This is a genomic window from Sphingobacterium endophyticum, assembly GCF_009733535.1.
Taxonomy (GTDB): domain Bacteria; phylum Bacteroidota; class Bacteroidia; order Sphingobacteriales; family Sphingobacteriaceae; genus Sphingobacterium; species Sphingobacterium endophyticum.
This window is the reverse complement of the sequence record NZ_SMMI01000022.1, coordinates 1-19,813: the sequence shown is the minus strand read 5'-3', so window position 1 is coordinate 19,813 and position 19,813 is coordinate 1. Positions and strand designations below refer to the sequence as shown.

General features: G+C 36.5%; 16 protein-coding genes. 5 read left to right on the top strand and 11 right to left on the bottom strand.

Annotated elements, in window-relative coordinates:
- Positions 1–16 precede the first annotated feature (16 nt).
- Entirely contained in the window at positions 17–520 is a 504-nt protein-coding gene (locus E0Y80_RS18765) for a hypothetical protein (protein WP_156309194.1), read from the bottom strand.
- Positions 521–703: 183 nt separating this feature from the next.
- Between E0Y80_RS18765 and E0Y80_RS18760 the strand changes: the two genes are divergently transcribed.
- From E0Y80_RS18760 to E0Y80_RS18750, 3 genes are read left to right on the top strand one after another with little or no spacing between them, the layout of a single operon-like run.
- Positions 704–2,464, top strand: coding sequence for an AMP-dependent synthetase/ligase (locus E0Y80_RS18760; RefSeq protein ID WP_156309193.1), 1,761 nt, complete (start codon positions 704–706; stop codon positions 2,462–2,464).
- 8 nt (positions 2,465–2,472) lie between these two features.
- A complete protein-coding gene (locus tag E0Y80_RS18755; protein ID WP_156309192.1) occupies positions 2,473–3,459 on the top strand; it encodes a YihY/virulence factor BrkB family protein in 987 nt (328 codons plus the stop codon).
- Positions 3,459–4,325, top strand: coding sequence for a DMT family transporter (locus E0Y80_RS18750; protein ID WP_197091681.1), 867 nt, complete (start codon positions 3,459–3,461; stop codon positions 4,323–4,325). Before E0Y80_RS18755 ends, E0Y80_RS18750 begins: the two co-directional genes overlap by 1 nt.
- A 38-nt stretch (positions 4,326–4,363) precedes the next feature.
- On the opposite strand, the gene E0Y80_RS18745 is transcribed toward E0Y80_RS18750, so the two are convergent.
- The 9 genes from E0Y80_RS18745 to E0Y80_RS18705 form a co-directional block, all read right to left on the bottom strand.
- Positions 4,364–7,072 carry a carboxypeptidase regulatory-like domain-containing protein gene (locus E0Y80_RS18745; protein ID WP_156309191.1) on the bottom strand — a complete coding sequence of 903 codons (2,709 nt, stop codon included), beginning with the start codon at positions 7,070–7,072 and terminating at the stop codon, positions 4,364–4,366.
- Between the two features lie 79 nt (positions 7,073–7,151).
- On the bottom strand, positions 7,152–8,624 hold the full coding sequence (gene cls / locus E0Y80_RS18740; protein WP_156309190.1) for a cardiolipin synthase: 1,473 nt from the start codon (positions 8,622–8,624) through the stop codon (positions 7,152–7,154).
- A gap of 120 nt (positions 8,625–8,744) precedes the next feature.
- Positions 8,745–9,437 (bottom strand): sulfite exporter TauE/SafE family protein, encoded by a 693-nt coding sequence (locus E0Y80_RS18735; protein WP_156309189.1) that lies wholly within the window; start codon positions 9,435–9,437, stop codon positions 8,745–8,747.
- Position 9,438: 1 nt separating this feature from the next.
- Positions 9,439–9,864, bottom strand: a complete 426-nt coding sequence (locus E0Y80_RS18730) for a FixH family protein (RefSeq protein ID WP_156309188.1) — start codon at positions 9,862–9,864, stop codon at positions 9,439–9,441.
- Position 9,865: 1 nt separating this feature from the next.
- Entirely contained in the window at positions 9,866–11,269 is a 1,404-nt protein-coding gene (ccoG, locus tag E0Y80_RS18725; protein WP_156309187.1) for a cytochrome c oxidase accessory protein CcoG, read from the bottom strand.
- Positions 11,270–11,282: 13 nt separating this feature from the next.
- On the bottom strand, positions 11,283–12,197 hold the full coding sequence (locus tag E0Y80_RS18720) for a cbb3-type cytochrome c oxidase N-terminal domain-containing protein (protein ID WP_156309186.1): 915 nt from the start codon (positions 12,195–12,197) through the stop codon (positions 11,283–11,285).
- Positions 12,194–12,391, bottom strand: a complete 198-nt coding sequence (locus E0Y80_RS18715; protein ID WP_156309185.1) for a hypothetical protein — start codon at positions 12,389–12,391, stop codon at positions 12,194–12,196. Before E0Y80_RS18715 ends, E0Y80_RS18720 begins: the two co-directional genes overlap by 4 nt.
- A gap of 23 nt (positions 12,392–12,414) precedes the next feature.
- A complete protein-coding gene (gene ccoN / locus E0Y80_RS18710; RefSeq protein WP_156309184.1) occupies positions 12,415–14,562 on the bottom strand; it encodes a cytochrome-c oxidase, cbb3-type subunit I in 2,148 nt (715 codons plus the stop codon).
- Positions 14,563–14,955: 393 nt separating this feature from the next.
- Positions 14,956–15,630, bottom strand: coding sequence for a lytic transglycosylase domain-containing protein (locus E0Y80_RS18705; protein ID WP_197091680.1), 675 nt, complete (start codon positions 15,628–15,630; stop codon positions 14,956–14,958).
- A 550-nt stretch (positions 15,631–16,180) separates the two neighbouring features.
- Between E0Y80_RS18705 and E0Y80_RS18700 the strand changes: the two genes are divergently transcribed.
- Positions 16,181–17,722, top strand: a complete 1,542-nt coding sequence (locus E0Y80_RS18700; RefSeq protein ID WP_156309182.1) for a pseudouridine synthase — start codon at positions 16,181–16,183, stop codon at positions 17,720–17,722.
- Between the two features lie 75 nt (positions 17,723–17,797).
- Positions 17,798–18,265: a pyrophosphohydrolase domain-containing protein gene (locus tag E0Y80_RS18695; protein WP_156309181.1), complete on the top strand. Its 468-nt coding sequence runs from the start codon at positions 17,798–17,800 to the stop codon at positions 18,263–18,265.
- Positions 18,266–18,309: 44 nt separating this feature from the next.
- On the opposite strand, the gene E0Y80_RS18690 is transcribed toward E0Y80_RS18695, so the two are convergent.
- On the bottom strand, positions 18,310–19,272 hold the full coding sequence (locus E0Y80_RS18690; RefSeq protein ID WP_156309180.1) for a tRNA modification radical SAM protein MnmL/YtqA: 963 nt from the start codon (positions 19,270–19,272) through the stop codon (positions 18,310–18,312).
- Positions 19,273–19,813: the final 541 nt, after the last annotated feature.

Genomic DNA, 19,813 nt, shown 5'->3' with positions numbered 1-19,813 from the left:
ATCTATAGTCTATCCTCTAGAATGTATAACGGATAGAGAATCCCACGCCATCCCAAATTCTAAATCCACTTTCTTGAAGAAAGTCAAAATAAGGTTTAGCATCTAATGACAAGGCGATAGGAGCTTCAGGAATTTTATATTCCACACCAACGATACCGTCAATACTCAATGCCATTTCAGAATATTTATCAAAGCGCTGACCTTCTTTATTGGTAAAAGCTTTGCTTGTATAAGAACCAACACTACCACCAAAACCCCAGAACCAAGTAAAATCATTGTACAATGGTCTGTGATTTTCATACAATCCAACTAATCGGAATCTACTGTATTCAGAGTTACCTTGAATACTTAAAATACCTTCAATTGCACGCTCTGGAGCCATTGTATAGCGATAGGTTATCCCTGTTGCTGATCCGAAACGAGCACCAATGGCATGTTGTGTTTGAAGTTGTGCATTTGCAAGATTTGTAGATGCGATAAAGGCAATAAAAACTAATGTTAATTGTAAGATTTTTTTCATGAAAATTTATTTCTATCCGTTCAAATTTACTATTTTATTTCCTAACGGTAAAAACTGATTTTAGGTATGTTTAAAGTCAAAAATTATTCTGCAAGCATAGTTTTTCTTTAAAAAATGATATATTAGTCAAGACCAACAGTATATATAACCAATTTTTGTATTTTTAAGGGGAGAAACATTATTATGAGCAATTATAAAAGATTAAGTGATTTAATCAGTAACTATCAGAAGGAATTTGCTAAAGATATCATGGTTGCTGGGCGCTCAAAGACGGGTTGGAAGACCTATTCCACAAATGAATTTGTAGAGATCGTAGATAATATCAGCAAGGGTTTATTGGCAAAAGGAATAAAAAAGGGTGACCGTGTTGCCTTGATGTCTGGAAACCGTCCGGAATGGAACTTTATAGACTTTGCATGTAATCAGTTGGGAGTAGCAACCGTACCCTTGTACCCTACTTTATCCAATCAAGATCTTATCTATATTTTAAATGATGCGGAAGCAAAACTTTTATTTGTAAGCAATGAGGATCTTGCGAAAAAAGCAGAGCATGCACTTCAAGAAAATAATCTTCAATTGGAGATGTTTACATTCGATGATATATCTGGAAGAAAGAACTTCCATGAGGTTATTGAACTTGGAAAACAAAATAACGAGGATCTTTTTGCCTTCCGAGAGGCCGTTCAGTTGGATGATTTATTAACCTTGATCTATACTTCTGGAACGACTGGTAAGCCAAAGGGAGTTTATCTTTCCCATGGAAATATTCTTGCCAATGTTGAAGCAAGCAATCATTTGGTTACGGATGAGTATAAGAAATCACTAAGTTTTCTACCATTATGCCATATCTTCGAAAGAATGGTCGTTTATCTATATTTTTCCAAAGGAATTCAAATTTATTATGCTGAAAACCTGGACAATATTGTTGTTGACATCAATGAAGTCAAACCTGATCTTTTCACTACCGTTCCTCGTGTTCTTGAAAAGGTTTATGATAAAGTTGTAGAAAAAGGAAAAAATCTAACTGGAATTAAAAAGTCTTTGTTTTTTTGGGCATTAAATCTAGGTCTACGCTATCAAGAACCTAAAAAGAATTCCGCATTCTATAATTTTCAACTCGGGATTGCCCGTAAGTTGATTTTCTCAAAATGGAAAGAAGCTTTAGGTGGAAACATTAAGCTTATTATTTCTGGTGGAGCAGCACTTCAAGAGAGGCTTGCGCGCGTTTTTTGGGCAGCTGGAATCAAAGTACTTGAAGGATATGGTCTAACAGAAACCTCACCTGTTATTGCTGTTAATTCATGGAAAGAAGATGATGTAAAATTTGGAACTGTAGGTCGTGTATTGAGTAATCTGGATGTTAAGATAGCTCAGGATGGGGAAATTCTCGTTAAAGGGCCTAGTGTTACAAGTGGATATTATAAGAACGAAGAGGCAACCAAGGAAGCTTTTACAGAAGATGGATATCTTCATACAGGTGATATTGGAGAATTAACTCCAGATGGATTCTTAAGAATTACAGACCGTAAAAAAGAGATGTTCAAAACTGCCGGTGGTAAATATGTGGCTCCGCAAGTATTGGAAAATAAGCTCATGGAATCTACCCTAATCGCACAGGTTATGGTCATTGGTGAAAACCAAAGATTTCCTGCCGCATTGATCGTCCCTGCTTTTGAAGAACTCGAAAAATATGCAAACCACAAGGGCATATCTTTTCAATCGAAAGAGGATTTAATCAAGAACGAAGATATATTATCAAAATATGAACAGATAATTTCCCAATCTATGGCTAACTTTGGCCATTGGGAGCAGATTAAGAAATTTAAGCTTTTACCAAAGGAATGGAGCATCGACGCTGGCGAGCTTACTCCAAAATTAAGCCTTAAACGTAAAGTAATCTTGCAGAAAAATGAAGACATTATCAAAACAATCTATTCTGAATAATTTTTTTTATGTTAAATAGAATCTGGGTAAAGATCAAAGAATTCTGGGGATTACTTATGAATGCAGGTAATGCTTTTATTGATGATAATTGCATGAAATTAAGTGCTTCATTAGCGTATTATACAGTATTTTCAATTGGTCCGCTCCTCATGATTCTTACATGGACACTCGGATTTTTCTATGGAAGTGCCCTGGATGGCACCGAGGGAGCAAGGGAACAAGTAATCGATGAACTGAACCAATTGTTTGGAAAGGAAATTGCCACTTTACTTGAATCCACCGTTCACAACCTCTCTTTATCGAGTAGATCTAATATTGGTATCATAGTAGGTGCTGGTACTTTAATGTTTACCTCGACAACAATCTTCATTGATATTCAAAATTCCATCAATTCTATTTGGAAAGTAAAACCTAAACCTAAAAAGGGCTGGTTAAAGATGATTATCAATAGACTGATCTCTTTCTCAATGATTTTAGGTTTAGTGTTCCTTTTATTAGCCTCTCTGATTATCTCAAGCTTAATTGGTGTAATGACCAGTTACTTTAACCAATTTATGGACAATTGGGATATCAACTTAATAGATTGGGTTAATACAGCAATTACTTTCTTGGTGATTTCATCTCTTTTTGGAATTATCTATGCCTTTCTTCCTGATGCGAAAGTACGCTTTAAGGATATTTTAGGAGGAGCAATTTTCACGGCCCTCTTATTTATGTTAGGAAAATATTTAATCTCCCTTTACCTATCTCAAAACATTACAGCAAGCTCATACGGAGCTGCTGGATCCATTATTATTCTCTTGGCATGGGTTTACTACTCTTCAGCCATACTTTACTTTGGGGCGGAGTTCACAAAGGAATATGCGGTTAAATATGGCAAGGGCATTCAGCCGGCTTCATTTGCCGTTCTCGTCAAACAAACCGAACTTGAAATTGATCCAGAAACAGGCATCCGAGAAGTAGTCAAAAAACATACTGATCAAGAAGTACAATAGTGGAGGACAACAAAAGCATCCAATATATGTTATTGGCAGGCTTCTTCTTTGCTTTGATGAATGTCTGTGTCAAGTTTGTTTCCCATTTGCCTACATTAGAGGTAGTATTATTTCGATCTGTCATAAGTTTAGTCGCTACCTATCTCATTCTTAAACAAAAGCGAATACCCTTACTTGGAACCAATAAAAAACTCCTGATTGCAAGGGGAATTGCAGGATGTTTGGGACTTATTGGATCCTTCTATACCCTTCAGAACATTCCATTAGCCTCTGCTGTTACAATTAATTATACTGCACCCCTATTCACCGCTGTCTTAGGAATCTTTATTGTCAAGCAGCCTGTAAGACCAATTCAATTTCTATTCTTTAGTTTGGCAATCGCAGGAGTGCTTATGTTAAAAGGATTCGATACAAGAATATCCAATCTGGATCTGATCATCGGATTGTTAGCTGCCTTGTTCGCAGCGATAGCCTATAACATTATCGCTAAGATCAAAACCTCGGAACATCCCTTGGTCATCATCTTCTATTTTCCATTAATCACTATTCCATTTGTAGGCATATATAGTATATTTCATTGGCAAATGCCCCAAGGTATGGATTGGTTCTATCTGCTGTTAGTTGGGATTCTAACTCAATTAGCTCAATATTATATGACCCTGTCCTATCAAACTGCTAATCTATCAAAAGTTGCAAGCTTGACTTATTTAGGTGTAGTTTATGCATTAGGATTTGGCTACCTGCTTTTTGATGAATCCTACAACATCTATTCTATCCTTGGAATTGTCTTGATTATTTTGGCTATTCTATTGAACATGAAAGTTAAAACTACATCATCAATAAAAAAAGGCCAGGAATCATCCTGACCTTTTCAATTATTGTCTTTATATAGAAAACTCTGCTATTATTTCACATTATAATAGTAAATCTGTCTACCTACATTACCTTGTAGGTCATTTCCTTCTACGACTACTTTGTATTTTCCAACACCATCTGCATTATAGAATTCTAGGTTAATTTCACCTTTTGAATCTACTCGGATATCTGGATTCCAATAAATTGTTGTTCTAAAGTCATTCGTATTTTTAGTAGCCGGAGTTGCATACTTAGGCTCATAAAATTTACGCTCTTTTACATAGCCTAATGGATAGAAATCAATCACATTTGATTTAGGTAACATGGCTTCAATTTGAGACATCGTCATCCTTGGTTGTTTTTTCTCCTTTTTCGTAATGATCGAAACAACACCATCATTGTTATACAGATTTCTTACTGTTCCTAAATCATCACGCATAAAGATCTCAATCGCTTCAATCTCAGCAACCTGAATGGAATTAATAGAAGGCTCATCAATAGGCATACCGTTCAGGAAGAACTGAACCGGCACTCTACTCCCTTGATTATAATTTCTTGTGATGTAATACTTTTGTGTGTTTACATCAAAGGTTATCCCAGTCAACATGGTATTCATACACATGCTCAACACATTACAACCGTTGAACCTACTTCCTTCAATTCGATGTTCAGGCATAGATAAACCTGTCAATGCAGAAAAATCCTTACTCGTCTGCTTTTTCTCTTGAGTCGCCGTCACAACAACTTCCTCAATTAGATTGTGGGTCCTGAATTCTTTTTTGCTATTGTCCAAATAGGCTTCTAAGTTTTGGTCAATATTCTGTACCGCCCCAGCTTTATTTGGATTATTCGGATCAATTTCCGGGAATAATGTAGGATCTAACGTAATAACCAAACTTCTAAAGTTATCATTTCCTCTTGCATTTAAAGTTGCTTTCAAGGAATCAGTAAACACCAAATTTTCAAAAACATATCGACCTGAATTATCGGTGTAAGCATCTTTCTTAACAGCAGCACCTGGAATATTTAGCAATAGTCCACCATTGGGCTGCGTACGACCTGTATTTTGACGTAATATTCCTGAGATGGTAATTCCTTGCTCAGGCATAAATTTTACCTGCGGCAGTTTTGCCTGTACTAAATCTTTATAATCAAATCTTCTAAATCCTTGAGTCATCATCAAGGCATCAAGCGCCTCTGCCCTATTTTCATTTTTAGGATTAAAGTAATAATTAGGCTTTTCGATATATCCTTTCAAATCAGAAGCTACCAGCATATTGCTGACAATGCCTTTATCATTATCATCATTATTTGGAACTTTGGTTTCATCAATAACAGCGACTGAAAAGTTTCCAGGTAGGCTATCGATATTCGTGTTCAAATTCAACTTCATTTTTACGAGATCTTTTCTTGCATAATCCGTTTTGTCAGTTGAAACCTGAATTCCAATAAGTTCTTGAGGTTGAATATAAACCAATCTTTCTGATACGGGTTGACCATCAGGAGTCATTAAAGTTATCTGTACGACACCATTAGGTAATTCTTTCAAAGGAATCTTTACAGAAACTGAAGCACTTTTTATAGAAGCTTGAGCTGCATAGATTAAATGTCCGTTAAGCTGTCCAAATACATAATACGGCTTATTTTGGATGGTATTAAAATAAGTGTCATTCATCATTAAACCTACATTGATAAACTCCTTATCAACAGATCCAACAACCACATTTATTTTATCATCCTGCACTGCAGGAAGGTCAACAGTTTTCTCTTGACCATCAGCAAATGTCACTACTGCTTTATAGGACTCTCCTGAAGTTGGTACTAAATTAAAAGTCCCCATTCCCAGTCCTAAATCCTCAAAAGTTGCGACTTCCTTCTTTTTACTATCGATCACCTTTCCTTTAACTCCTACACCTGCACCCCCAGATGCCATCGCTTTGAAAGCTACTTTTTTCGCTAAGCCAGAGATCAAATCTCCTCCTTCCGGAAAAAATTGAATATCAACGTCCTGATATGCATTCGATAAGGAATATTGACCTACTAAAGTTTCCGTATCATCTAACTGAATGACCAAACGTCCGTTTTTAAATTTATCTTTTTCTTTATGATTTAAGTTGATGGATATTCGTCCAAGATCATCTGTCTCAGCCTTTCCTTTATCAAAGGCATCCCAACCATCATTGGCTTCCCAATTCAATTTTTTCCTTCCTAGTAATTGTCCTTCTTTTCCTCTGAATTGGATAGTTGCCTTAGTTTTGCTACCATCTTGTTGATAAGTAATTATGGCACCCAATTTCTTGTTGATTGCATCCCCGATTGGAACAACTTTATTATAGAAATAACCCATATCAAAGTTCATCATCCATTTGCTGTAAGCACGGAAACGGTAGTTATCCTGTGACCAAAATTGAGGATCCAATACTAACTGTCCTTTGCCAGCTCCCTCTTTCATCGGAACCCTTAAGGTTTGAATCAAAGAATCCTTACTGTTAATGACATCTACATAGACAATTTTACTAGGATCGTAATTGAAAAGATTGGTATTCAGATAAGTTTTAAACCATAATGTATCTCCAACAGCATAATAAGGCTTATCAAAATGTAAATGCACTTTCTCTACCGGATAGATTGAAAAGTATTTTTGAGCATTTTCAACAGCAGTATTGATTGGAATGGTGGGTTTTACTTGAGCTTCAGCAATATGGAGTATAGAGGTAAATAGTACTACGGCTAAAAGTATACGATTTATTAAATTCATCAATATTCAGTTTTGAAAAAGCTAAATATATTGAATTTTTAGGGAACAAGGTATGCAGTTAGGGAAATTTAACAGATACTTATAGCAAAGGAGCAAGCAATCGGCATAGCGAATCAAATCCACGCTTCCAGGCTTTTCTTTTTTTCCAATCCTTGATAGAAATCAGTTCAGAGTTTTGTTTATCTATTTCAAACTGTTTTTCCATTTCTTGGCAGAAATCTTTATTGGAAATAACTGCAGCTACCTCATAATTGATGTAAAAGCTTCGGAAATCCAAGTTAACAGTCCCTACATAAGCTATTTTTCCATCAATCACAGAAGTTTTTGCATGCAAGAAACCCTTTTCATAAAGAAACACTTTAACCCCACGTTCGAGTAAAGGTTTAAGATATGAATAAGTCGCATGCTGAACAAACCAAGAATCACCTTCTTTCGGAATCATTAACTCTACTTCAACACCGGCTGCAGCGGCTGTTTTTAATGCTGTTGATAATTCTTCTGAAGGTATAAAATAGGGAGTACATAATTTAATGCTGTGGCTAGCTTCACCGATACTAATCAATAAGGCTTCCATATTAAATGGCCCTAATGAACCCGGATCACTGGAAGCGATAGCAACTGCAGATAACTGATCGGTAACAACGGGCGTTTCTCGAAGATATCCATCATCCAATTTGAAAGACTTACCATCTGTTTGGTTCCATTGATTCCAGAAACTGATCTGAAACATCGTACCAACATTTCCAACAATCTTAACCGAGGTATCACGCCAATAAAGACCAAAGTCATTGGGATTCCTATATCTGTCTGATATATTAATTCCTCCAATAAAACAGGTGAATCCATCAATTACCGCTATCTTACGGTGATTTCGGTAATTGCTGTTGGCTAAAGAAGTAAAGGTAACAGGTAAAAACACTTCAAATTCTATCTTGGTTTCCTTTTTTCTCTTACGCATGTAACGCACTAATTGAGGAGAACCAAAACTATCAACAATCAGTCGGACGATAATTCCTTCTGAGGCTTTACGCTCCAACAGATTAAGTACTTCCATCCCAATATTATCCACCTCGAAAATGTAAAACTCCATATGGATGGAGTGTTTTGCAGATGCCAATGCCTCAAGTAATGATGGAAACATCTGCTCCCCATTAACCAATAAGGTCACTTCATTATTAAGCGTCGGTGTAGATAGCTTTTCATTCTTTAGATAAGCATAAACCCGTGACAAGTCTCCGATTTTGCTTTGAATATTTCGGATCGACCATTGCATCAAAGGTTCCAACCTTTGAAATTCCTTTTTTAATCTCAGCGTCTGCTCTTGATTAATCCGTTTCAATTTCTTGACCTTTGAGAACTTCTGCCCAAAAAGATAATAGAGAATTAAACCAACAAATGGGATAAATACGATGACTAATACCCAGGAAATAGTTTTAGTTGGATTACGATTTTCGATCAGAATGGTAATGATTACACCCACATACATAATGGTCAGTGGGATCCAGCCCCAAAGCTCTAGGAATTTTATGACAGCCTGAATGTGTTCCTGCATAGATGGTCTTTCACTGAATAACCAATATTTAATGGCAATGTTTTAGTGCATGCCAATAAACTTTCAATACAAGATAGCAAAGAAAATCAATTAATAAACTCAAGAAGCTAAAATCTTTGATTATGCACAATTCATAGCACCTTCAACATGCAATAATGGGCTTAGATATGGGATATCTAAATTTGCCCCACGCAAAATAAACCATACTCCCATGAGGATAAACAAAATTGGAAGTACTGTGCTGAAACCTTTTTTAAATACTCTTTTCGGAAAATTACCCGCGAACGAAAACAACAACAGCAAAGGCAAGGTACCAAGACCAAATAGCACCATAAATAAAAAGCTATTTTCCAAGGAATCTGCATTTACAGCAGAGGCTAAAGCCATATAAACCATGCCGCATGGTAAAACTCCATTAAGAACACCTGCAACAAAACTTCCACCTGGACGGTATAGCCATTTACTCATAAACTTTGCAAAAGGCTGAATTGCTTTTGTTTGAATGTTTGCTAAGCTCGAAGAACTTTTACCAAAAATGTAAAATAAACCAATACCAAACAAAATTACTCCGGTAACTAAGCTAAAGCCTTGTTGCCAGCCCTGAATAGCCGCAACATTTCCTAACGCCCCTAAAATTAAACCTAGGAAACCATAAGTTAAGATTCTGCCTAATTGATAGATTAACTTATTTAGCGTTGTTTTCCATGAGATCTGCTGCCCCGCTTGAACTGCAAGCAATAGTGGACCGCACATGACTGCACAGTGAATACTGCCCAATAGACCCATAAAAAACGCTAAATAATGATACGTCATCTTATTGAATAAATACTGCGTGATCTGATATATAGGATTTATCAGCATTCACCCAGTCAATCTCCAAATTCCAATTGCCCTTTTTAAAACTGCTTACTGGTAATTTAAATTGATTATCCTTGGTGAAAAATGGGATTTGCTGATCATGGGTTTTATCATCCAGACGCTTAAAATTCAAACTGCCCTTGTTTCCTTCTGCTGAAAATTTAATCAGCAAGGTATCCTTTAACATTTGAATCTTAGGCTTAGCATCGTCATTCAAAAGGTTTTCTTTTTTATGAAAGGTTTCATCATAATTCAATCCCTTTTCATAATAGTCGGATTCAACCAATGTATCTGAATCATGACTTACCATGTAAATCCCTGCTCCTATGATAAAAAGCATAAATGCTCCTAAACCAAAAACTATTTTATATCCCCAGTTCATTCTATTTTTTTGCTGGAGGCGCAATGAATGTCGTCTCCATAGTTTCCAAAACTTTGTCCCCCACTTTAATATCAACCTTCACGTCCGTCTTATATTTTTTAATGGACTTCAAATCTGAAATCAAAAATAGACTAATTTTAGCACTTCCTTCTCTTGCCAAATGAGAAATTGGGTTTACAACCTGAATTTTTATCCCTTCTGTAGCACTCACAAGATCAAAATCCAAATCCTTGTTGGTTTTATTAAGGACTTCTAGAGTGTAAAGGTTGGTAACCGTTCCATCATCTCGTTTCTGGTAGCTGCTACCTTTTGCTCTTAAAAGCCTTCCATCAACATCTGAACGGCTAAAGATCATAAATCCAAAAATCGCCATTAGAACCACTAAAATTCCTGTATAGACAATGGCACGAGTGTTTCTTTGCTTTCCAATTTTTTCTGTTTCTTTTCCTTCAGCCTCTGCAGAGGAATAAAATCCAATCAGCCTTTTTGGCTTATTGATTTTTTCCATAACTGCATCACATGCATCAATACATGCTGTACAGGAAACACATTCTAACTGAATACCATCACGGATATCAATCCCTGTTGGACAAACATGCACACATAGGTGACAATCAATACAATCTCCTTTTTTATTTTCAACTTCACCCTTTTTCAGTTTTCCTCTTGGTTCTCCACGAGCAACATTATAGGCTACGGTTACTGAATTTTCATCCAACAATACCCCTTGCAGTCGACCATATGGACAAATCTTTGTACATACGATATCCCTGACATAAGCAAAAACAAAATAGAACACTAGGGTAAAAACCAAGATTGAAACAAAGCCAACCAAATGCTGATCTATTGGGTCTGTTGCAATCTTAACGAGTGCATCAAAACCAATAATATAGGAAAGAAAAAGATTTGAAATAATGAACGAGATCAATAGAAAGATCCCATGCTTTAAAACTTTCTTCCATGCTTTGGCATCTGTATCTGGGCCTTCGTTAAGCTTTTTCTGTTGTGTCCAATCCCCTTCGATTAAGTACTCTATTCTTCTGAATATGAGTTCCATAAAGATAGTCTGCGGACATGTCCATCCACACCATATTCGGCCATAGACCGCCGTAAATAATACGATACAGACCATGACAATCAACATTCCAAAAAGGAAAATATGAAAATCTTGAGGATAGAAGATATTTCCAAAGATGGAAAACTTCCTTTCTATGACGTTGAACATCAAAAAAGGGTTTCCATTTATTTTTAGGATAGGACCTAAAAAGAAGAATAGTAGTAAACCGTATCCAACAACCTGTCGATAATTATACAGCTTCCCGCTAGGTTTTTTAGCGTAAATCCATTTTCTTTTCGAGTTATCAGGTTGGTTTGGTTGGATTGTGTCATTTACTACTATTCCCATGATTTTTTATTGTTTATTGATTTGCTGTACTATCCGCAGCAGCAGGTTCCGCTGCAGCATCGCCAGCTCCTCCTTCACTTTCATACTTCACCACTTCAGCTCCTTCAGCACCTTTAGGGTTTGCAGGTTTTGTATCCCTTAAAGTGATAATGAAGTTACTTACCTCTGCAATTTGTGCAGGAGTTAAGGTTTGTTCCCATGGAACCATTCCTTTATCTGGAACACCGTATTTTACGGTTTTGAAAATATCTTTTATCTCACCACCGTGTAACCAAAATCTATCGGTCAGGTTGGGCCCAATTGTTCCCTCACCCGTAGCACCATGACATGCTGCACAGTTCGTAGTAAATAAAGCCTTTCCATTCGCAGCTAAGGTTCCAGTCTCATCCACTTCAATACTATTCTCATCAAAAAGGTTTGCGGATTGTGCTAAAAACTCTTGCTTTGCAACTTCTGCCTTGGCCATCTCTTGTTCATACTCTTGATCTTGGTTTAAGCCAATTCCCGTTACCTGGTAGACCAATAAATAAACTACCGAGAATACGACCGTCGAATAAAACAATGCATTAAACCACACTGGAATTGGATTATTTAACTCTTCAATTCCATCATATTCATGGTTTTTGATAACTAAGTCCTTTTCTTGTTCAATTGGTTTTAATCCCATGAAATAATTCCATGCGCTTTTCCAATAGTTCTTTCTAGCAACTTTTTTCTCAGCTGCAAGTCTTTCTTCTTCTTTTACTGCTTCTGGCATAGTCACTTTCAACATGGACCTTAATGCCTTGTTGATCGTGATGGCTGCCGCCAGTACTCCTAACAGAACGATAAATACGGCCAGGTAGAAGAGATCGTTATATAAATTGCCTGTACCAATCGCTACTAGCGTCCCTGATACTGCATTGCTTATTATTAATACTAAATTCATATACGTTCAGATTCAGATAAATTATCATTCTGTTTTTCAGACTCTTCAAATGGCAATCCTTTCATGTAATCCACAAAGCTTTTTTTCATGGTAAATATCATGATGCCCACCATAATAAAGAAGGTTAAGAAGATTAACATCGAGATGATCAAATAGATCTCATCTCCATGTAAGTTTGTGATTTGCTTCCACATAGCTCTTTCTTTTTTGTATTACATTAATTTGTTCCTGCTGCCTTTTCAGCTTCATCTGCTTTTTTAGGCTCAGCTTTAATATCTGTACCCATTCGTTGTAGGTAAGCAATCATCGCTACAATCTCCTTGTTCGGCTCTACCTCAACATCATTTGCTGCCAAGTCTTTAACAATGGCTTGTGCCTGCGCTTCTGCATCTGCTAAAGCATTATTAATCTCTGCATCTGAATATGGCACACCCAATTTCTTCATCACGTTCATTTTACCAGTTAGATATTTAAAGTCAATATCTTGTTCAATTAACCAAGGATATGGCGGCATGATACTTCCTGGAGAGGTAATCGTAGGATCCAACATGTGGTCATAATGCCATTTGTGTGGATATTTTCCTCCAATACGGTGAAGATCTGGTCCTGTACGTTTTGAACCCCAAAGGAATGGATGGTCATATACGAACTCACCAGCTTTACTATATTCACCATAACGGGCCGTTTCGGAACGGAATGGACGAATGGTTTGTGAGTGACAGTTTACACAGCCTTCTCGGATATATAAATCACGTCCTGTTAATTCCAGCGCTGTATATGGTTTCACTGAAGCAATCTTCGGAACATTGTTCGCAACCGTAAAGGTTGGAATCATTTCAACGATACCACCAATCAGGATAGCGATCAAAGACAACACCATAAATAGGATTGGTTTGCGCTCTAGACGACGGTGTGCTGATGGTTCAGCTTTTTCAATTGGTTTCAATGCCGGTGCTTCAGCTGGTTCGTTTGCCTGTAATGTGCCTGATTTAACCGTTTTAATCAAGTTATAAGTCATCAAGATTACTCCTGACAAATACAAGACACCACCTACTGCACGCATCATGTGCATTGGAAGAATCTCTAATGTTGTAGCAAGGAAGTTTGGATATTTTAATACACCTTCAGGTGTAAAATCTTTCCACATTAATCCTTGCACTACTGCTGCCCAATACATTGGAATAGCGTAGAATAAAATACCTAATGTACCAATCCAGAAGTGGGTATTAGCCAATTTCTTAGAGTACAATTGCGTTTTATAAATTCTAGGAATTAACCAATAAAGAATGGCAAAGGTCATGAAACCGTTCCAACCCAAAGCACCTACGTGTACGTGAGCAACGATCCAGTCCGTAAAGTGCGCGATTGCATTAACTTGTTTCAAGGATAGCATCGGACCTTCGAATGTGGCCATACCATAACACGTTAAGGCAACGACCATAAATTTAAGAACAGGTTCTGTTCTTACTTTATCCCAAGCACCACGTAAAGTTAATAGACCATTGATCATACCACCCCAACTTGGCGCAATAAGCATAATGGAAAATACAACCCCTAAAGATTGAACCCAACTAGGAAGCGAGGTATATAATAAGTGGTGAGGTCCAGCCCAGATATAGATAAAGATCAAGGACCAGAAGTGAAGAATACTTAATTTATAGGAATAAACAGGACGGTTAGCCATTTTTGGTAAGAAGTAATACATCATACCTAAGAATGGAGTCGTTAAAAAGAATGCAACTGCATTATGACCATACCACCATTGAACTAATGCATCTTGAACACCTGAATAAACATAATAACTTTTCCATAAACTTACTGGCATTTGGATGGAGTTAACGATGTGGAGTACAGCAACCGTAACGAAAGTAGCAATATAGAACCATACGGCAACATACATGTGTCTTTCTCTACGTTTGATGATTGTACCAAACATGTTAATACCAAAAACCACCCAGATGATGGTAATCGCTAAGTCAATTGGCCATTCCATTTCAGCATATTCATGCGAACTGGTAAGCCCTAATGGAAGGGTAATTGCTGAGGCTACAATGATTAATTGCCATCCCCAGAAGTGGATCTTACTAAATAAATCGCTAAACATCCTGGCCTTTAACACCCGCTGCATCGAATAGTATGCCCCCATAAAAATGGCGTTTCCTACAAAGGCAAAGATTACTGCATTGGTGTGTAATGGTCTGATACGTCCGAATGTGGAATATTGAAGACCAAAGTTCATCTCTGGCCATACTAACTGCAAGGCTGCTATTAGCCCGACAGTCATCCCGACGATCCCCCAGATTACAGTTGCGATTCCAAAATCTCTGACAATCTTGTTGTCATAATTAAATTGCTCTACCTGCATTATTCTTATATATTAAGTTAACGATTCAAAATTACCAGTCTAACCATGACATTCTAATGATAATGAGAAGCAAGAAAATGTGATTTCAATCACTTTTTTAAATAATTTTAATTGGGTATAGCTAAAACGTATAAAGCTTTTGGTTTCTCATAATTTAGTCTTAGGTCATGTAGATGATTTGCTTTTTTGCTTACTTATTGATAATCAAAAAAAACTAACATTCAATTAGAACTCTTTCATCATAATTCATATTCCTGAATCAATTCTAATTGTTAAACATCAAATTACTAAAAGGGATTTAAAATTTTTAATAAAGTTGATCTTTTCAGAAATAAAAAAAGGAAACCTGTGGGTTTCCTGATTTGGTATTGTTCATAAAATTAGGCTTTGAGCTTAAGTAGTTTCCAATACTGCTTTCATGGAAATTATCTTATAAACGTATGCGGCTGTTTCAGAATTCAATTTCAAGTCATAATAATTGTCTTTCTTCTGTCTTCTTAAGGAAGCTCTTAAACTTCCACCACCTACATTATATGCTGCTGCTGCAAGTGTCCAATCACCAAATTCATCATGAAGTGATTTTAAATATTTAGCAGCGGCGTGGGTAGACTTAATTAAGTCTAATCGCTCATCCACACTCCCATTCACCTTTAATCCATATAATCTCGCCGTTGCAGGCATAAATTGCCAATAACCACCAGCTCCTTTATGAGAAGTAGTTTTTGGATTCAGACTGCTTTCAACTACTGCGATGTATTTGAAGTCTTCTGGAACGCCGTAACTTTTCAGGATTTTTGCAATGCGGGGAAGTAATTGATCCGCTTTTTTGTGAATGTGATGAGTGGGCTTTTTTAGATAAGCAAACCTACTCAGGTACTTGTCTAGTTTTTTTTGTACAGTAACTTCCTTCAATGGAATTTCAGTTTCTGCAAAAGATAGATGTCCGTAAGGATCAGCCTCTTTTTTCGCCGCTATAGTTTCCGCTACATTGGCTTTCATCGAGTGGTCCAACGCCTTTCTAAAAGGATCAGCCATCTCTGGTTGGGGTTTCGAGTACAAGTTTGACATTAACATCAACATCAAAAGTGCACTACTACATAAGACTCTTTTTTTAACCATGCATTCCCTTACTGCTACTCTATCCACGGAACTTGTGAAATCCGATCAAAAAGTAGCTTGGTGAAAAATCAAGCTCCAAAAGTACGGCATATAATCTTAAGACACAAATAATAGTATTAATCAAGAAAGTTAATTAAAGTTAAAACCCTTAATTTTCAACGTTAATTATACTTTAAACAATGATTTATTTTGATCACCAAAATTGTAACATTTATAAGCATAATCTCTGCCTGTTCAAATTTAGATATACATATATTGTCAATTTAATAACTAATAAATCAGATTTTAACACAATTTAATATTGAATGTTCATAACATTTATTAAAACTGAACCTATATTAATAATCCCTTTATTATTAACTATTTACATAAAAAAGGGATTATGATGATTCCAAACCGTGTTCTTTGTCGAAGTTTTCTAATATTTATCATACAATAGTTATTTATTTAATAAAGCACTGAAAATTTTACCTATCTTTGTGGCTCATTTTTTCGAATTATGCCATTCAATAGCAAAAGGAACAGTCGAGACGACAACTCCAGAAAATCAAGAAGCAATTCAGACGGCTTCAGAAACAATAAAAAGGATGATAAATCATCCTTCGACTCTTCGAGAACAAGCAATTCAGACAAATTTAACCGCGATTCTAATTCCGACAAACGTAGTTTTAATAAAGACTCAAAATTCGGTAGAGATTCTAAATTCAACAAAGATTCTAAATTTGCTAGAGACTCTAAATTTAATAAAGATTCTAGACCAGACAGAGACTCGAAGTTTGGAAGAGACTCTAGACCGGATAGAGATTCTAAATTTGGAAGAGATTCTAGAGGTGATAGAGATTCTAAATTTGGAGGCGACTCCAGAGGTGATAGAGATTCTAAATTTGGAGGCGACTCCAGAGGTGATAGAAATTCTAAATTTGGTAGAGACTCCAGAGGCGATAGAGATTCTAAATTCAGTAGAGACTCCAGAGGTGATAGAGATTCTAAATTTGGTAGAGACTCCAGAGGTGATAGAGATTCTAAATTTGGTAGAGACTCTAGAGGCGATAGAGATTCCAAATTTGGTAGAGACTCTAGAGGCGATAGAGATTCCAAATTTGGTAGAGACTCTAGAGGCGATAGAGATTCCAAATTCAATAAAGACGGGAAGTTTGAAAAATCATATAATTCGGACAGACCTTATAAAAAGTTTGATGGAAAAGGTAAAGATTTCGGAAATAGACGTTCAGACCGTGATCGTGATGATCGTTCTGACAGAGATTTCCGTAAAGATAATTTCAAGAAATCAAAACCAGAAAGAAACTATGATCCGGAGGATGACGGCTTAATTCGCTTAAACCGTTATATTTCTAATTCAGGAATTTGTTCTCGTAGAAAGGCTGACGAGCTTATTGAAGCAGGTGTAATTTCTGTAAATGGTGTAGTTGTTACAGAATTAGGTTCAAAAGTAGATCCTGCAAAGGATGAAATCAGATATAATGACGAGCGTTTAAAGCGTGAGAAAATGGTGTATGTTCTTTTGAACAAACCTAAAGATTATATCACCACAACAGATGATCCACAAGAACGCAAGACAGTTATGCATTTAGTTGCTAAAGCTACTAGAGAAAGGATTTATCCTGTTGGCCGTCTTGACAGAAATACAACTGGTTTGTTATTGTTAACCAATGATGGCAATCTTGCGGAGAAATTATCTCACCCAAGAAACAACATTTCAAAAATCTATCAAGTGGAGTTAAACAAGAATTTAACCCAAGGAGATTTCAATAAAATACAATTCGGAGTTGAACTGGAAGATGGATTAATCAAACCAGACGACCTTAGCTTCGTTGTAGGCGCTTCAAAAAGAGAAATAGGTATTCAGATTCATAGCGGAAAAAATAGGGTCGTAAGACGTATATTTGAATCCCTAGGTTATGAAGTGGAAAAACTAGACCGTGTGGTGTATGCAAATCTTACCAAAAAAGATCTTCCTCGCGGACGTTGGAGATTCCTAGAAGAAAAAGAAATCATCCAACTTAAACATTTGATGAAATAATATTCAAGGCGCAATAGACATTGCGCCTTTTTTATTTGCCCCTTCTTTCGTATTTTTATCAAAATTACAATTGATATGACAGACCCTAAATGTTTAACTTCGGTTGCCGAATTTCACACAACATTTCAGCACCCGATTTTAGATCAACCTACTATTCCTTCTGAAGCTCGTTGCAAACTAAGAGTTTCTCTAATCGCTGAAGAACTTAAAGAATTACAAGAAGCAATCGATGACAAAGACCTAGTAGAAATTGCAGATGCCCTATGTGATATTCAATATGTACTATCCGGTGCAATTTTGGAATTTGGAATGGCAGATAAATTCAATGACCTATTCAATGAAGTACAACGCTCTAATATGAGTAAAGCTTGCAAAACTGAACAAGAAGCTATCGATACACAAGACCATTATCTTGCCAAAGGTGTAGAATCTTACTACAAAGAAATTGATGGTAAATTCCTGGTTTTCAGAAAAGGCGACGATAAAACATTAAAATCAATTTATTACTCTCCAGCTGACCTCAAGTCTATCGTTGAGAGATAGTAAAAAAAATAATCCCGGATTGAATTCAATCCGGGATTATTTTTTTATATCGACAAATCTGCAATTCTATAGGCAGATCCTTGTTTGACTCCTCTTTCCTCCAATCCTTTATCGATTTGAGTCTGTATACCAGATTTTGGAAAGCCCCAATTCGGTGCTATCAATAGCTCTTTATCAGCAATACCAAAGATTCGCTGTATAATGATATCTGGCCTTAATAAGGGGATAAATTTTGCTAAGAAATCTGTGTATTCTTCGATAGTAAAAAGTTTGAATGGCTCACGCTTAAATTTAACTCCCATTATTGATCCTTCAACAATATGAAGATGATGCAATTTCACAAACTTTATTTTGGGATGCTTATTAATTTCATCCGCGTACTTCAGCATCATTTCCTCCGTTTCCCAAGGAAAACCAAAAATCGTATGTACACATAGATCTAAAGAAGTATTCTCCAACATTTTCATCGCTGAAATAAATTCATCATGCGAACATCCACGGTTGATCTGCTCCAATGTATCATTATAAATGGATTCCATTCCCATTTCAAGATCCACATCATACCGATCCGTATAACTTTCCAATAGAGCAATCTTCTCAAAATCCAAACAATCAGGACGCGTACCGACTGATAATCCCAAAGTATGCTCAGGACAGATACTTAACGCTTCATCATACATCATTTTCAATAAATGTGTCGGGGCGTATGTATTGGTATTCGGCTGGAAATAAATAATGAACTTCTCCGCTGCATAACTATTTCTAGCACGCGCAATTCCGTTTTCAACTTGCTCCTTAATGGATGGAATCTTTCTTGCCGTATCCGGAGTAAATGAATCCACATTACAATAGGTACAACCGCCATAGCCTTTGCTCCCATCCCGGTTAGGACATGTAAAGTTACCATCAACGATAACCTTAAATACCCTTTGTCCATCATATTTATCCTTCAAATAAGCCCCATAGTGATTATAAGGCTTAATACCATTGTCAAGTTGTGTACCCATTGTAAATGCAAAGATAGGAAAAAGTAGGGAGTAGTTAGTAGTTAGTAGTTAGACAAAAGACATGAGACATAAGACATTAGAGCCGTGAAAGTTGTTTAATGTATAATTGATAAGGAAAAGTTGTTTAATGTATATTGCCTATGTGAAAGGTGAATGGCAGAATTATAAGTGCATTAGGATCACAAAGGATGAAATTGTATGGAATATCGGAAGAGGCCTGAAATGATGTTCCTTAGTACTATAAAAGCGCTAGACGAGGCATAATATTTCCATATCCGGAAGGATTCCATCAAACACCTAACGGAACTATATAGTTAACTACCCAGCGGAACCATACCCTCAACCGCCTAGCGGTGATATGTCTATAGCAGGGCCCGAAGGGTCCTGAAACGATGTCCAAAGGCAACAAAACCGCGTAGCGGGGATCATGTACAAAAGTTGTGGAGGGGATAAAAAATAATTAGATATTTGTGCTTTGAACTTATATAGAGATGCACGATTCATTTAAAGCTTTAATGCCGCTTATCATTCCTGAAGGAGT